Source organism: Streptomyces mobaraensis NBRC 13819 = DSM 40847 (assembly GCF_017916255.1).
GTDB lineage: Bacteria > Actinomycetota > Actinomycetes > Streptomycetales > Streptomycetaceae > Streptomyces > Streptomyces mobaraensis.
In genome coordinates this window covers 6,936,999-6,952,267 of record NZ_CP072827.1, presented here as the reverse complement: position 1 = coordinate 6,952,267, position 15,269 = coordinate 6,936,999, and the positions used below count along the sequence as shown (strand labels likewise).

The 15,269-nt window shown below is 74.6% G+C and carries 13 protein-coding genes and 2 pseudogenes; 4 read left to right on the top strand and 11 right to left on the bottom strand.

The annotated features are described in order from the left end of the window. Positions 1 to 120 precede the first annotated feature (120 nt). The 4 genes from J7W19_RS30040 to J7W19_RS30025 all read right to left on the bottom strand — a co-directional run bounded on the left by J7W19_RS30040 (position 121) and on the right by J7W19_RS30025 (position 2,804). On the bottom strand, positions 121 to 822 hold the full coding sequence (locus J7W19_RS30040; protein WP_004940101.1) for an acyltransferase: 702 nt from the start codon (positions 820 to 822) through the stop codon (positions 121 to 123). 83 nt (positions 823 to 905) lie between these two features. Further along, positions 906 to 1,439, bottom strand: coding sequence for a gamma carbonic anhydrase family protein (locus J7W19_RS30035; protein WP_004940103.1), 534 nt, complete (start codon positions 1,437 to 1,439; stop codon positions 906 to 908). Positions 1,440 to 1,568: 129 nt separating this feature from the next. Further along, complete coding sequence (locus J7W19_RS30030) at positions 1,569 to 2,231, bottom strand: DedA family protein (RefSeq protein WP_004940105.1); 663 nt, start codon at positions 2,229 to 2,231, stop codon at positions 1,569 to 1,571. A 114-nt stretch (positions 2,232 to 2,345) separates the two neighbouring features. After that, entirely contained in the window at positions 2,346 to 2,804 is a 459-nt protein-coding gene (locus J7W19_RS30025; protein WP_004940107.1) for a DUF4442 domain-containing protein, read from the bottom strand. Positions 2,805 to 2,887: 83 nt separating this feature from the next. Between J7W19_RS30025 and J7W19_RS30020 the strand changes: the two genes are divergently transcribed. Beyond that, positions 2,888 to 3,997, top strand: a complete 1,110-nt coding sequence (locus J7W19_RS30020) for a hypothetical protein (protein WP_040887997.1) — start codon at positions 2,888 to 2,890, stop codon at positions 3,995 to 3,997. A 24-nt stretch (positions 3,998 to 4,021) separates the two neighbouring features. On the opposite strand, the gene J7W19_RS30015 is transcribed toward J7W19_RS30020, so the two are convergent. The 6 genes and pseudogenes from J7W19_RS30015 to J7W19_RS29995 form a co-directional block, all read right to left on the bottom strand. Further along, positions 4,022 to 4,867, bottom strand: a complete 846-nt coding sequence (locus tag J7W19_RS30015; protein ID WP_004940111.1) for a spermidine synthase — start codon at positions 4,865 to 4,867, stop codon at positions 4,022 to 4,024. Further along, positions 4,860 to 5,048, bottom strand: a pseudogene (locus J7W19_RS33710) (EF-Tu C-terminal domain-related protein); the annotation flags it as partial. The pseudogene J7W19_RS33710 and the gene J7W19_RS30015, both read right to left, overlap by 8 nt. A 138-nt stretch (positions 5,049 to 5,186) precedes the next feature. Then, positions 5,187 to 6,206: pseudogene (locus J7W19_RS30010) on the bottom strand (GTP-binding protein); the annotation flags it as partial. 466 nt (positions 6,207 to 6,672) lie between these two features. Next, positions 6,673 to 8,175: an MFS transporter gene (locus tag J7W19_RS30005; protein WP_004940116.1), complete on the bottom strand. Its 1,503-nt coding sequence runs from the start codon at positions 8,173 to 8,175 to the stop codon at positions 6,673 to 6,675. Further along, positions 8,172 to 8,963 (bottom strand): methyltransferase domain-containing protein, encoded by a 792-nt coding sequence (locus J7W19_RS30000; protein WP_004940118.1) that lies wholly within the window; start codon positions 8,961 to 8,963, stop codon positions 8,172 to 8,174. The genes J7W19_RS30005 and J7W19_RS30000 overlap by 4 nt, the downstream gene beginning before the upstream one ends. Then, positions 8,963 to 10,045 (bottom strand): LLM class flavin-dependent oxidoreductase, encoded by a 1,083-nt coding sequence (locus J7W19_RS29995; RefSeq protein ID WP_004940120.1) that lies wholly within the window; start codon positions 10,043 to 10,045, stop codon positions 8,963 to 8,965. Before J7W19_RS29995 ends, J7W19_RS30000 begins: the two co-directional genes overlap by 1 nt. A gap of 634 nt (positions 10,046 to 10,679) precedes the next feature. On the opposite strand from J7W19_RS29995, the gene pabB reads away from it, so the two are divergent. The 3 genes from pabB to J7W19_RS29980 all read left to right on the top strand — a co-directional run bounded on the left by pabB (position 10,680) and on the right by J7W19_RS29980 (position 15,094). After that, entirely contained in the window at positions 10,680 to 12,803 is a 2,124-nt protein-coding gene (gene pabB, locus J7W19_RS29990; RefSeq protein ID WP_004940123.1) for an aminodeoxychorismate synthase component I, read from the top strand. Between the two features lie 31 nt (positions 12,804 to 12,834). Next, positions 12,835 to 14,037 carry a 4-hydroxybenzoate 3-monooxygenase gene (locus tag J7W19_RS29985; protein ID WP_004940125.1) on the top strand — a complete coding sequence of 401 codons (1,203 nt, stop codon included), beginning with the start codon at positions 12,835 to 12,837 and terminating at the stop codon, positions 14,035 to 14,037. A gap of 334 nt (positions 14,038 to 14,371) precedes the next feature. Beyond that, positions 14,372 to 15,094, top strand: coding sequence for a TVP38/TMEM64 family protein (locus J7W19_RS29980; RefSeq protein ID WP_233478195.1), 723 nt, complete (start codon positions 14,372 to 14,374; stop codon positions 15,092 to 15,094). 26 nt (positions 15,095 to 15,120) lie between these two features. Here J7W19_RS29980 and J7W19_RS29975 read toward each other — a convergent pair whose 3' ends face one another. Beyond that, entirely contained in the window at positions 15,121 to 15,264 is a 144-nt protein-coding gene (locus J7W19_RS29975; protein ID WP_004940128.1) for a hypothetical protein, read from the bottom strand. Positions 15,265 to 15,269 lie beyond the last annotated feature (5 nt).

The window sequence follows — 15,269 nt, the reverse complement described above, 5'->3', positions numbered from 1 at the left end:
GGGGCCACACCGGACGCCCCACCCCGGACGGCGGCGCCTCACAGCTCCGCCCGTCGGTGGCCCGGCGCCCCACCACGGCCGGGCGCCCGCCCCACCTCTCGCACGCCGCACCACCCCCCCTCAAACCTCCGGCGCCTTCGGCGCCCCCCGCATCGGCGGTGTCCAGCCCCGTTCCTCGTCCCACCGCCGCACGACCTTGGCCGGCACGCCGGCGACCACCGCGTGGTCCGGGACCTCGCCCCGGACCACCGCCCCGGCCGCCACCACGACGTTCCGCCCCAGCCGCGCCCCGGGCAGGATCACCGCCCCCGCGCCCAGCCAGCTGCCGGAGCCGATCTCGACGGGCGCGCTGCGCGGCCACTGCCGGCCTATGGGCTGCGTGGGGTCCTCGTACGAGTGATTGTCGCTCGTCACATAGACGTACGGGCCGCAGAAGACGTCGTCCCCGATGGTCACCTCGCACGAGGCGATCACATGGCTGCCCCGGCCGAGCACCACCCCGTTGCCCAGCCGCAGCAGCGGGTCGGGCCCGAGGTCCATGCCGGGCACCATGCCGACGGTCAGCGTGACCTGTTCACCGATGATGCAGTGGTCCCCGATCTCGATCCACCGCTCCCCGAACACGGTGCCCAAGGGGAACGCGAGACGCGTGTGCGCCCCGATCCTCCCGAAGCGGTACGGCCCCGGGCGCTCGGCCGTCACCGCGCCGCGGTCCTGCACCCAGCGCCAGCCGCGGTGGACCGCCCGTGAGACGGCGCGGCGCCGCCAGGCCCCGAAGGCCGCAGCGGCGCCGGACGAGAACGTGTTTCGATACGTCGGCACCCGCCCACCGTACTCAGCCGACCCCACGCCGACCTGGGCCCACCCTGTGATCTTGCCCCCACCGGCGGCCGGCCGACGGGCCGTCAACCGCCCAGCGCCTCGCGGTGGGTCTTCGCCAGTTCCACGTAGATGACGGCGTTGATCCGGACGTGTTCGCGCTCCTCGGCGGTCAGTTCGCGTCGGACCTTCGCCGGGACGCCGGCCACCAGGGAGCCCGGGGGGACGCGCATGCCCTGGGGGACGAGGGCCTGGGCGGCGACGAGGGAACCGGCGCCGATGTGGGCGCCGTTGAGGACGGTGGCGCCCATGCCGATGAGGACGTCGTCCTCGACGGTGCAGCCGTGCAGGACGGCGTTGTGCCCCACGGTCACGCGCTCGCCGATGGCGACGGGGAAGCCGGGGTCCACGTGGACGGTGCAGTTGTCCTGGATGTTGCTGTCGGCGCCCAGCGTGATCGGGCCGCAGTCGGCGCGCAGGACGGCGTGGTACCAGACGCCGGAGCCGGGGGCGAGGGTGACGTCGCCGAGGACGACGGAGGTGGGGGCGGTGAACGCCGCCGGGTCCACCACCGGCTCCTTGCCGCCCACACCGGTGATCAGCGCCCGTTCCGTCGCCATGATCCGCTCCTCTTCGCCGTCGTCAGGGAGTCGCCGTCGTCCCCGGCACGGTAGACCGACGGCCCCGACGCGCGGAGGCGTCGGGGCCGGATGGGGTGAAGATCACAGAAGCGACGGGGGCGGAGCGGGTCAGTCGCCCGCCGGGACCGCCTCCGGCTGCTCGGTAGCCGGTGCGGCCTCGCTCTCGGCCTTGGCCTTCTTCGCCTTGATCCGCATGACGACGAAGGAGCCCACCCCGAAGAGCACGGCGGCCAGCAGGCCCACCCAGGAGAACTTGCCGATCCACTCCTCGGCCGCCTTGCCCACCGTGTAGATGAGGGCGACGGTGCCGCCGGCCCAGACGATGCCGCCGAGGACGTTGGCGATGAGGAACTTCCAGTACGGCATGTGCAGCACGCCCGCGAGCGGGCCGGCGAAGATGCGCAGCAGGGCGATGAAGCGGCCGACGAAGACGGCCCACATGCCCCACTTCTGGAAGGAGCGCTCGGCGGTGGCGACGTGGTGCGGGCCGAAGTGCTTGGGGAACTTGCGGCCGAGCCAGTCGAGCAGCGGCTTGCCGCCCTTGCGGCCGATCAGGTAGCCGATCGAGTCGCCGATGATGGCGCCCGCGACGGCGCAGGCCCCGAGGATGTAGGGGTTGATGTGGTCCTGGGTGGCGGCCATCAGCGTGGCGCTCACGAGGACGATCTCGCCGGGAAGCGGGATGCCCAGGCTCTCCAGCCCGATGACCCCGCCCACCAGCAGGTAGACGGCGACCGCCGGTACGGATTCGAGCCACTCCTGGATGTGCAACGCCGGTTCCTCCCCGGTTGACGACCTGTTCCCGGCGTGCGCCGAGACGGCGCACGCCGGGAAGCCTACTGGAGGTAAGGACTCAACTCCGGGGCGAGCGGTTGAGGGGAACGGCTATTTGTTCGGACGCAGTGTCCACACAACGGACATCTCGCCCGTTTCCGCTCCGTCCTCCTCACGGGTGAGGGAGATCCGCACCGGGAACTCGGGGCGCCCGCCGGCGTCGAGTTCGGCGAGCACCTCGTCCGCCGGCCGGCCGAGCACGGCGGTGGCGGTGACCTCGCCCCTGGCGATCTTCTTGTAGGCGACCTCGGCCCGGACGGGCAGCGGCGTCATCCGCGACAGGTGGTCACCGAAGGCCGCCAGGACGATCGCCCCGCTCGCCGACTCGGCCAGGGTGAACATGGCGCCGGCGTGCGGGCCGCCCACGTGGTTGCGGTACTCCGGCTGGTCCGGCAGGCGCAGCACCGCCCGCTCGGGGGTCGTCACCTCGTAGACGAGGTTGAGGGTGCGGACCATCGGAACGGTGGCCGCGAGCAGATCGCCGATCGAGGGCTGGGTCGTGTCAGACATGCGGCGAAGTTACCAGCCGGTAGGGGTGGGCGGAAAGGGTCGGCGGCGATACCTGTCACCTGGGCCCCTTATCGTTGTCGGCCATGTGGCCAGGACAGCAGCCCGCCAACGGGGGCGAGCAGAACCCGCAGCAGCCGAACCCGTACCAGCAGCCGGGGTACCCGCAGCCCAATCCGTACCAGCAGCCGGGGCCGGGCTCCCCCCAGCAGAACCCCTACGCCCAGCCGGTCGGAGGCGGATCCGGAGCCGGGCAGCCCGGCGGGCCGCAGTGGCAGACGCCTCAGGCACATCAAACGCCTCAGGCACCCCAGGTACCTCCCACCCTCCAGACGCCTCAGCCTCCCCAGGCCCCGCCGGGTCCCCCGATGCCGCCGTCGGGCGGAGGCGGAGGCACGGGCGGGGGCGGCCGGCGCACCACCGTCATCGCGGTCACGGCGGCCCTGGCCGTGGTGGCGGCCGCGGTGGTCACCGGCTTCGTCGTCCTGAAGGACGACGGCGAGAAGACCTCCGCGCAGGACGACCCCAAGCCGCCGGCCTCGGCGCCCGCGTCCGGCTCGGCGTCGCCGAGTCCGTCCACCAGCGGCTCGTCGACCCCGGACCCGTCGGGCGGCGGCCGGGGGGACGACGACGGGGTCAAGCCGGTGATCAACGGCTGGAAGCCCGTCATCAGCACCAAGCGGCTGGCGGTCTTCGACGTCCCGCCGGACTGGAAGGTCGAGCCCGGGATGTCGTCCGGCTTCCTGGACGACAAGGGCAAGTCGGTCATCAGCATGAGTTCCGTCGCCAGCTACAAGGACGGCGCGTGCAAGGCCGACAACAGCCTGGGCGGCACCGGGACCAAGGGCGCGCAGGGCGCGAAGAGCGAGGCCGACGCCGCCGAGACCGAGGCGCTGAGCTGGGTCTGGGCCGCCTTCGACCAGAAGAAGACCGGCCGTTTCGCGGGCGCCAAGGCCAAGCCGTTCACCAGTGACCACGGCGTCAGCGGCTACACCTCGTCGGCCACGGTGACGGGGGTCGCGAAGTCCGACGCCTGCGCGACGGACGGCAAGGCGTTCACCCTGACGTTCAAGAACAAGGAGAACGACCTGGTCACATGGGTGCTGTACTCCGCCAAGGGCGTCAAGGACGAGGTGCCGGACGACGTCATCAAGAAGATCATGAGTTCGATGCGCCCGCTGCCGTCCGCTTCCTGAGCGACCTCCGGGGAACCGGCCGCGTCACCCGATCCCGAACGCCCCGCCCGGCGGTTCCGGCGACCCGACCGCCTCCCGGTCGCCCACCGGGACCGCCCCCGCCGCGAAGCGGGCCAGGGCGTCCCCGTGGGTGACCCGCGCCGGGAAGGCGTCGGCGGCGGCGCGCCGGGCCAGGGCGTCCAGCGGCAGCTCCGCGGTGGAGGCGACGAGGATCGCGTTGCCGAACCGGCGGCCCCGCAGCACCGGCGCCTCCGCGATCAGGCACAGCCGGGGGAAGACCGCCGCGAACGTCGCGACCTGCGAGCGCAGGAAGTCGAACGGCGCCCCGTCGGCCAGGTTGGCCGCGTACCGGCCGCCGGGGCGGAGCACCCGGGCGGCCGAGCCGGCGTACTCGACGGAGGTGAGGTGCGCGGGCACCCGCGAGCCGCCGAAGACATCGGCGACGATCACGTCCGCCGAGGCGTCCGGGGCGTTCTCCAGGGCGGCCCGGGCGTCCTCGGCGCGGACGGTGACGCCCGAACCGGCGGGCAGCGGCAGGTGTTCGGCGACGAGGTCGACGATCCCGCGGTCGGCCTCCACCACCCGCTGCCGGGAGCCGGGCCGGGTGGCCGCGGTGTAGCGCGGCAGGGTGAGGGCGCCGCCGCCGAGGTGCAGTACGTCGAGCGGGCGGCCCGGGTCGGCCGCGGTGTCGAGGACGTGCCCGATCCGCCGCGCGTACTCGAACTCCAGGTGCTCGGGGTCACCGAGGTCGACGTACGACTGGGGCGCGCCGTCGACCGTCAGCAGCCAGGCGCGCTCGCGGTCGACGTCAGGCAGCAGTTTGGCGGTGCCACCGGCCACGTCCCGGGTCACGGGTATCCGTTCATCCACGTGCCCCATTCTGCCGGGCGCCGTGGGCCGGCCGGTCCGCCACGGCGGTCACCGTGCCGGTGCCGACGGTGCGTCCGCCCTCGCGGAGGGCGAAGGCGAGCCCCGGTTCGAGCGGGGTCCCGCGGTCGAGGACGGCGGTGAGGCCCACCGTCTCGCCGGGGCGGGCGAGGCCGTGTGAGCCGGGGACGTCCGGGGCGAGGCCGTGTGGGTCGAGACCGTGCGAGCCGATGCCGACCGGTTCGAGACCGACCGGTTCGATGCCGACCGGTTCGATGCCGGCCGGTTCGAGGCCGACCGGTTCGAGGCCGCGGGTGTCGAAGTCGAGCCGGCCGGTCAGGGCGGCCGTGCGGAAGTGGAACGTGGCGCGGCAGCCGGTGGTGAGCGGGGTACGGCGGCCGCCCTCCGCCGGGGTGAGCACCCGCAGGCGCGCCGTGAAGCGCCGGTGGACGGTGACGCTACCCGGCGCGACCACCACGTCCCCGCGCCGGACTTCGTGCCCCTGCGCCCCGCGGAGCAGCAGGGCGACCCGGTCGCCGGCCCGGGCGGTCTCCAGCGGGCGGCCGAAGCTCTCCAGGCCGGTCACGACCGTGAGGTCCAGCGCCTCCGGCACCTCGACCAGGTCCCGGAGGCGTACGCTGCCGCGTTCGACGGTGCCCGTGACGGCGGCGCCGACCCCGCGCAGCACCAGCATCCGTTCCACCGGCAGCAGGAAGGGCGCGTCGTCGCACCGCGCCGGGTCGGGGAGGTAGGTGTCGACGGCGTCGAGCAGCGCCTCGATACCGGCGGTCGCGCGCGGGTCGCCGGACAGGGCGCCCAGGGCGGAGACCCGGGCGACCGGAGTGAGCTCCCCGGGGTAGCCGTGCGCGGAGAGCAGCTCGCGGACCCGGAGTTCGACGAGTTCGGTCAGCTCCGGCTGCGCGGCGTCGGTCTTGCTCAGCGCCACGACGAGGTGCTCGACGCCCATCCGCCGGGCCAGCAGGACGTGTTCGACGGTCTGCGGCTCCACGCCGTCGACCGCCGAGACGACCAGGACGGCCCCGTCCAGCCGGGCCAGCCCGGCGACCACCCGGGTGACGCGTTCCGCGTGCCCGGGCAGGTCCGTGTGGGCGTAGTGCCGGACGTCGGTCTCGTACTCCAGGTGCGCGGCGCGTACGGTGCCGCCGCGCGCGAGTTCCTCGGGCGCGCGGTCGAGCCCGGTGACGGGGACGAACGTCCCGGTGCCGCGGGCCGCGAGCACCTTGGTGATGGCCGAGGTGAGAGTGGTCTTGCCGTGGCCGAGGTGGCCGATGGTGCCGATGTTGAGGTGCGGCTTGGTACGGGTGGACGCCTGCTGGGACAGGGACATGCTGCGGACTCCGGTTCTCCGGTGCTGTGCCGGACTGGATCGTCGTGGGCCCCGCGGCCTGGCCGACCCTCCCCGTACGGGGCCGCCGGGGACGATCCGGGAAGGGTCAGCGTCGCGTCCGCGTGGGCGCGCCGACGGGCGCGCCGGGAGGCACGGGCATGCCGGAGGGCATGGACGCGGGGGCCGGGTCACCGGACAGGCCGGCCCCGAGCGCGCCCGCGGGAGCGGGCGTCTTCACGCGAGGGGCGGGCCGGAACATGCTTCTGATGCTCGCTCACGCCGTGGGAGGCGTCGAATGGTTTTCGCCGGGGTGGGGCGCACGGCGGGCGCCGACGATCGGACACCTGACGGGGCGTTCACGACGGGCCGTTCCGCGCCCGTCCCCGGGCACGGCCCCGAGGCCGCGGTACGGGCCGCCTGCCGCCCGTTCGAACCCACGGCGCGCCGCATCCGCCCGTGTTCAGCGCTCCCGGCCCGCCGCCCGCGCGTCCCCCACCGCCTGCGCCGTCTCCACCGCCTCACGACGCGCCCGTTCCCCCTCCTGCCCCCGGGCCACCACCACGGCCAGCGCCACCGTCACGGCCGCCAGGGCCGTGAAGTACCAGAGCGCGCCGTGGAAGCCGGACAGAACACCGGAGCCGCCGGAGCCGCCGGAGCCGCCGGAACCGCGGGTGGCGCGGAAGAGGGCACCGGCGATCATCACGCCCACGGAGTTGGCGATCTGCTGTGCGGTGGCGAGGAGTCCGGAGGCGACGCCGGACAGGGGGGCGTCGACGCCGGTGAGGACGAAGCGGATCAGGGTGGGCGCCACGACGCCCGCGCCGAGGCCGTTGAGGACCAGGAACACCGTGGCCGGTACGTCGGCGGGGTGGAGCTGGTCGGCCCGCAGGGTGGACAGGCCCAGGTAGCCGGCGGCCATCAGGGCCGGGCCGCAGGTGGTCAGCAGGACCGCCCGGCGCGGGTCCGCCCGCCCCGCGGCGACCGAGGCCGCGAGGAACGCCGTGCCCAGCCCCGCGTAGAGCCCGGCCGACGCCAGGGGGCTCAGCCCGGCGCCGTCCTGGGCCGTCTGCGACAGCACCACATAGAACGGCACTTGCGTACCGAAGAACACCAGGCACAGCACCAGCCCCACGCCGAACGTCCACCGCCGGAACAGCGCCGTGTGCAGCAGCGGAGCGCCGCCGGCCCGGGTGAGGCGGCGCTCCCAGCGGACGAACGCGGTGCCCGCGACGGCGACCACCAGGAGCGCGGGGACGCTGCGGCCCGGCCCGCTCCCCGGCAGCGACCAGGGAAGCACCGCCGCGGCCACGGTGACGGCCAGCAGCGCGGCCCCCGGCAGGTCCGGCCGTCCGGTGCCGGCCCGCGGCCGGTGGCCGGGCAGCAGCGCGCGGCCGGCGACGAGCACGGCCGCGCAGACCGGCACGTTCACCAGGAACGCCGACCGCCAGCCGCTGCCGGCGAGGTCGAGCCGGGTCAGCACGCCGCCGCCGAGCTGGCCGAGCGTCGAGCCCGCGCCCAGGACCGCGCCGAACGCCCCGACCGCCGCGCCCCGGCGGGCGGGCGGCAGGACGGTCTGGATGCCGGCGAGGACCTGCGGGAACAGCAGCGCCGCCCCGACGCCCTGGGCCGCCCGCGCCGCGACCAGCACCTCGATCGAGGGAGCCAGTCCGCAGCCCACGGAGGCCAGGCCGAACAGGCCCGTACCGGCGAGGAAGAGGGGCCGGATCCCGTACCGGTCGCCCAGCCGGCCGCCCGTCACCAGCAGGCTGGCGTAGGCCATTCCGTAGCAGGCGACGACCAGGTACGTCTGCGCGTCGCCCGCGCCCAGGTCCCGTTGGACCACGGGCAGCAGCACGTTGACGACGGAGACGTCGAAGATGGCCAGGAACTCCCCGACCAGCAGGACGCACACCGCGAGCACCGCTCCCCCGCCGGCGCGCGGCTCCCGCTCCGGTCCGCTCACCCGGCCGCTCCTCCCGCCGCCGGGCCGCCCCGGTCCAGCCTCAGCAGCCGGTACTCCACCACGTCGTCCCGCTCCCGTACCTCCCGCGCGGCCACGGCCGTCAGCGTGACGCCCGCCGCGTCGGCGAGCCGGCGCAGCGCCTCCGCGTCGCCCCGGCTGCCGAACCCCAGGAGCGCGGCGCCGCCGGGGCGCACCCGGTCCGGGGCCTCCCGCAGGAACGCCCGGTGGGCCCGGTAGCCAGGATCGACGTAGGCGAGGTCGTGGAGGCTCAGCGGGGGCAGGTCCTCGGGGTCTTCGGGGGCGAGGACGAAGTTGGCGTGCCAGAAGACGAGGTCGAAGGTCTCGTCCGGGGCCAGCGCGGCGAACATGTCGCTCTCCCGGCACCGCAGCCGGGCCGCCACCCCGTGCCGGGCCGCGTTGAGCGCGGTGTTGCGTACGGCGTGCGGGTTGACGTCCGTCGCGACCACGTGCGCGCAGCCGGCGAGGGCGGCGCTGACGGCGATCACGCCGGCGCCGCAGCCGACCTCCAGCACCGTGCCGCCGCGCGGGAAGCCCCGGGGGCCGAGGCGGGTGAGGAGGTCGAGGAACGTGCCGGTGGACGGTGAGTAGACCGGCGGGAAGACGTCGTCGAGCAGCGTCCAGTCGCGGCCCGCGAGCCGGAACTCCGCCGGCCGGTCACGGCGGTCGCGGCTTTCGCGGCTGCGGCGCAGCGAGTTCCGGTAGTCGGTGACCGGGGAGGCGGGGGCAGGTCCGTCCAGGGACGCACGCGGTGCGGGGTGCTCCGCCATCACGCCGCCCGCGGGCCGGGCCCGCGCTCCGCCCGGAGCCGGGGCAGCGCCCGCTCGCCGAACAGGGCGACCGACTCCGCGGCCAGGACCGGGTCCAGGGTGGAGAAGTTGACCTGGAGACTGGCCACTTCGAAGCCACCGCAGCGGTCGTGGACCTCCCACAGCCGGTCCACGACGTCGTCCGGCGTGCCGACGAGGGCCGCCGAGCGGGCGCGTACGGAGTGGAAGTCGTCGGCCGCCAACTTCTCGATCATCTGCCGGTAGCCGGGGTAGTCGGCGCTCGACGCCCCGCTGGTCCAGTCCGAGGCGGCGGCGGCCAGGCTGCGCAGATAGGCGTTGACCGGCTCCTCGGCGCGGGCCTCGGCGGTCCGCCGGTCGGGGGCGCAGTGCATGTGGAAGGCGAGCATCACCCGCCCGCGTCCCGGGTGTCCGGCCGCCTGCCAGGCCGTGCGGTAGATCTCCAGGTACGTCCGCAGAGTGTCGGCGGCCAGCGGGTTGGCCATGACGCCGCAGCCGAGTTCGCCGGCCCGCCGGAAGCTCTGTTCGCTGGAGAGGGCGGCCACCCAGAGCGGCGGGTGCGGTCGCTGTGTCGGCCTGGGGAGGGAGGTGGTGGACGGGAAGGAGTGGAAGCGGCCGTCGAAGGCCGCGTCCTCCTCGGTCAGCAGCCGCCGCACCGCGTCCACGCCCTCGTCGAACCGGGCCCGGCTGGTGTCCATGTCCACCCCGAACCGCTGGAACTCGTGCGGGAGGAACGCCCGGGCGAAGCCCACCTCCAGCCGTCCCCCGGAGATGGCGTCGAGCATTCCGATCTCCCCGGCGAGTTTCAGTGGGTGGTTGAACGCCGGCAGCACCGCGCCGGTGATCAGCCTCAGGTTACGGCTGCGGGCCGCGGCGGCGGCGAGGAACACGATCGGGTTCGGGGAGTAGCCGCCGTACTGGTGGAAGTAGTGCTCCACGATGCGTATGTGGTGGTAGCCGAGCCCGTCCGCGAGCTCCACCAGCTCGAGGCACTCGGCGAAATACCGGTCCGCCGCCTTGTCGCGGTGGTGTACATCCGGGAAGAAATTGATTCCGGCCTCCATCGGCGGCGCTCCCCCGTTCGTCTGATGTGGCATCAGAAAGTGCCACAAAAGCCGGTCCGCGCGAGCCGGCCGTCTTCAGCAGAGCAGCAGCGCCCACGCGGCGTCAAGGCTGTTCGACTGCGTACGCCTTACCCGGACGCGCACCCGTCGCCATCGGCGTCGCGCGCCCCTGAAATCGATCAGCTTCCCGGCCGGCCGCTTTCGAAAGGAAATACGGATAAGGCTTCCGGAACGCCCTTGACATCGGGTCATTGGCGCCCACATCCTGTCATTTGACAGGCCGCTGAGCATCCGAGGGCGCGTGGTGCGGAGCCCGCCCCGAGCAGCGGCCCACGGGGGGACTGCCATGAGGGATGTCCGGGCCGCGGCCCGGGCCGGCGGCCGGCCGCGCCGCCCCGGCCCGTTCGCGCCGCGCGCCGCGGAACGCTGAACCTGCACACTTTCCACGCGCGATCATCGGCACGGCAGCGGCCCGCGCGTTCCTGTTCGCCGCCGGGGAATCCACCGAGGAACCGGGCGGCGCGAATGCCGGGAAATACCGCGGGAATCCGTGGAGCGCGAGGCGCCGGGCCGCGCACGCCGCTTTCACCGGGGGCGCATGCCGCGGCCCGCCGGAATTACGGGGGAAACAACGGTGCGTACGCTACTCGTCGACAACTACGACTCGTTCACCTACAACCTCTTCCACTACCTGGCGGAAGTGAACGGCATGGAGCCGGTGGTGCTCCGCAATGACGATCCCTGCCCGTCGGCCGGGGAACTGCGGAATTTCGACAACGTGGTGATCTCCCCGGGCCCGGGAACTCCGGAGCGCCCCGCCGACTTCGGCATATGCCGCGAGCTCGTCGAGCACGGCCGGCTGCCGCTGCTCGGCGTCTGCCTCGGCCACCAGGGGATCTGCCATCTGGCCGGAGCCACCGTGCGCCGCGCCCCGGAGGTCCGCCACGGCCGGGTCTCGCCCGTCCTGCACTCCGGGACGGACGTGTTCGCCGGGCTGCCGTCCCCGTTCGACGCCGTCCGCTACCACTCCCTGGCCGTCACCGACCTCCCGCCCGACCTGGAGGCCCTCGCGGCGACGCCGGACGGCGTGCTGATGGGCGTACGCCACCGGGACCGGCCGCTGTGGGGCGTGCAGTTCCACCCGGAGTCGGTGTGCACCGAGCACGGCCACCGGCTGCTGGGCAACTTCCGCGATCTGACGGCGGACTGGCACCGGCGCACGGGCCGCCCACGCCCGGCGCCCTGGCGCGCGCTCACCACCCCGGCCGCGCCTTCACCGTCCGCCTCCGCGAACACTCCCGCCACGGCCGCCCCCGGCCCCCGCTGGCGCGTGCTCGCCGAGCGAATACCGACCCGCGTCCCCGACGAGGTGGTCTTCGACCGCCTCTTCCGCTCCTCCCGGCACGCGTTCTGGCTGGACAGCAGCGCCACGGACACCTCCCTCGGCCGGTTCTCCGCCATGGGCGACGCCGAGGGGCCGCTGGCCCGCGTGGTCTCGGCCGACGTCTGGCACGGCACGGTCACGGTGACCTCCGCGAACGGGGTGGAGATCGTCGGCGGCCCGTTCTTCGACTGGCTCGACCGCGACCTGGCCGCCCGCCGAGTCGACGTCCCCGAGCTGCCGTTCGAGTTCACGCTGGGCTGGGTCGGCTACCTGGGGTACGAGCTCAAGGCCGAGTGCGGCGGCGACCGCGCCCACCGCTCCACCGAGCCGGACGCGGTCATGATCTACGCGGACCGGGCCGTGGTCTTCGACCACCTCACCTCGACCACCCACCTCCTCGCCCTCGCCGCACCCGGCGACGAACGCCCGGCCCGCGCCTGGCTGGACCGCACCCGGGCCGAACTGGCCCGCCTCGCCGGCCGCCGCCCCGACCCGGCCCCCGCGCCGCAGCGCCGCCTCTCCGCACCACGGCTGCGGCACGACCGCGACGCCTACCTCACCGCCATCGACACCTGCCAGGACGCGATCGGCCGCGGCGAGACGTACGAGGTCTGCCTGACGAACATGATGCGCGCCGACGGCACCCTCGTCCCCTGGGACGCCTACCGCTTCCTGCGCCGCACCAGCCCCGCGCCCTTCGGCGCGCTGCTCCTCCTGGACTCCCTCTCGGTGCTCAGCACCTCCCCGGAACGCTTCCTCCGGGTCTCCGCGAGCGGACTGATGGAGTCCAAGCCCATCAAGGGCACCCGGCCGCGCGGCGGCACCGCCGCCGAGGACGCGCTGCTCCGCGAGGACCTGCGCACCAGCGAGAAGGACCGGGCGGAGAACCTGATGATCGTCGACCTGGTCCGCAACGACCTCGGCCGGTGCGCGGAGGTCGGCTCGGTCCACGTACCCGAGCTGTTCGCCGTCGAGACCTACGCCACCGTCCACCAACTGGTCTCCACCGTCCGGGCCCGGCTGCGCCCCGGCCGCTCGGCGGTGGACTGCGTCCGGGCCGCGTTCCCCGGCGGCTCGATGACCGGGGCGCCGAAGATCCGCACCATGCGCCTCATCGACGAACTGGAGGGCGGGCCACGCGGCGTGTACTCCGGCGCCATCGGCTACCTGTCCCTGTCCGGCGCCGCCGACCTCAGCATCGTCATCCGCACGGCCGTCGCCGCCCCCGGCCGGGTGACGTACGGCGTCGGCGGGGCGATCGTGGCACTCTCGGACCCCGCCGCCGAGTTCGAGGAGACCGCCGTCAAGGCCACCCCGCTGCTGCGCTTGCTGGGCGCCGGGTTCCCCGGCCGCCGGCCCGCCGTCACCGGCTGACACCCCATCACGACCAGAGGAAGGGAACGCGATGCGCACGCTGCGCACCCCGGTCGCGATCGTCGGCGCGGGCCCGGCCGGCCTCGTCCTGGCCCACCTGCTGCACCTCGACGGCGTCCGCTCGGTCGTCCTGGAGCGGCGCGACCGGCGGTACGTCGAGGGCCGGGTACGGGCCGGGCTGCTGGAACAGGGGACGGCGGACCTGCTGCGCGACAGCGGGGTGGGCGGGCGCATGGACCGCGAGGGCCAGGTGCACGAGGGGTTCGAGCTCCGCTTCGACGCGGAGCGGCACCGGCTGTCCACCGCGGAGCTGTGCGGCCGGACGGTGACGATGTACGGGCAGCAGGAGGTGGTGAAGGACCTCATCCGCGCCCGTACGGAGGCGGGCGAGCCCCCGTACTTCGGCGTGGACGACATCGCGCTGGGCGACCTCACCGGGGTCGCCGCCACCCTGCGGTGCACCCTCGACGGCGAACCCACCGTCGTCCGCGCCGACTTCGTCGCCGGCTGCGACGGCTTCCACGGCGTGACCCGCCGCGGCCTGCCCGCCGGCCGGCCGGTCCAGTACGAGCGGACGTACCCGTTCGCGTGGCTGGGCGTGCTCTCCGCCGCGCCGCCGGCCGGCGAGGAGCTGATCTACGCCGTCCACGACCGCGGCTTCGCCCTGCACAGCATGCGCTCCCCCACGGTCAGCCGGCTCTACCTCCAGGTGGCGCCCGACGAGGACCTGGCCCGATGGCCGGACGACCGCATCCGGGCCGAGCTGCGCACCCGGCTGTGCCCGGCCGGCGAGCCGCTGCACGAGGGGCCGCTCAGCCGGCACGGGATCACGTCCATGCGCGGCTTCGTCGTCGAACCGATGCAGTACGGTCGGCTGTTCCTCGCCGGCGACGCCGCCCACATCGTCCCGCCGACCGCCGCCAAGGGCCTCAACCTGGCGGTGGCGGACGCCGTCGTACTCGCCCGGGCGCTGGCCGCCTGGTACGGCCGGGGCGACCGCGAGCCGCTGGACGCGTACACGCGGACCTGCCTGGCGCACGTCTGGCAGGCCCAGGAGTTCTCGGCATGGCTGACCCGGCTGTTCCACCCGCATCCGGGCGAGGACGCGATGGAGGCACGACTGCGCCGGGCCCGCCTGCGACACCTGGTCACCTCCCGTGCCGCGGCGACGGACTTCGCCGAGCACTACACGGGCCGGGCGCGCGGCCGGGTTACGGCTCGCGGGGGCGCCTGAAACCGCCTCCGGCGCGTGACGCCCCGGGGGCCCGCTGACGCCTGAGTCGCCCGGCGACGCCCCGCCCGCAGTGCCCGAGATCCTCGCCGACACCCGATCACCTCGCGTCCCAGCGATCACCTCGCGTCCCACCAACGCGGCCGTCCGACCCCACGACCCGCCGGCACCTGAAGCATCCGGCGACAGCCTGCCCAGCGGCCCTCCGGCGCTCCGTCTCCCCCGCCCCTTCCCGCCCGGCCCCGCCGGCCGTGTCGGTCGTTGTGTGCCCCGACGCGCCCCTCACTTCATCCGCCGATCACACCGCGCGTGCCGCCGTGTCGGTTACGCTCCTTCGGTGCACGAATCCGCCGCGCCTGCCCCCGGCCCCGCCGAGCGGCGCCTCGTGCGCGCCCTCGCCTCCCCCTGGTCCCGGCTGACCCTGCTGGTGCTGATCGTCGCCGGCGCGGTGGCCACCGTCCTGGCCTGCCATCCCGAACGGCTGTTGAGCGAGGGCCTCCCGGCGGGGATGCCGTACGGTCTCGCGTTCGTCCTCTTCGCGGGTGCGTACGGGCTGTGCACGGCGGCGTTCGTCCCCCGGCCGGTGCTGAGCGTCGCGGCCGGCACCCTCTTCGGCACCCAGGCCGGCGCGGTGGCGGCGCTGCTGGGGACGGTCCTCGGCTCGGCGGCCTCGTTCGGCCTCGCCCGGCTGCTCGGACAGCGCGCGCTGCGCCCGCTGCTGCGCGCCCGCTGGCTCCGGTCGGCCGACCGGCAGCTCAGCCGCCACGGCTTCCGCTCGATGCTGGCGGTGCGCCTCTTCCCGGGAGTGCCCTTCGCCGCCGCGAACTACTGTGCGGCGGTCTCGCGCGTCGGCTGGGGGCCGTTCCTGCTGGCGACCGCGCTGGGCAGCGCGCCGAGCACCACCGCGTACGTGATCGCCGGCAGCCATGCCGCGTCGCCCGGGTCCCCCGCATTCGTCGCCGCCGTGGCGTTCATCGCGATCACCGGCCTGGCGGCGGTACTGGTGGCCTGGCGTCGCCGGGGCCGGGCGTTCGCGGCGGGCCGGCAGCGGCCTTCCTGACCCCGACGGCTCGGGCCGTCCGGCCGTCAGCCGTTCCGGGGTTCCTCGTCGTCGTCATCCCGTTCGCCCTCCGCCTGGGACGGCGTGGTGTGCGGCGTGTCGGGATGCACCCGCTCCGGGGGCTCGTCGTCCCGTTCCCCCTCGGCCTGCGACGGTGTGGTGTCGCTCATGCTGC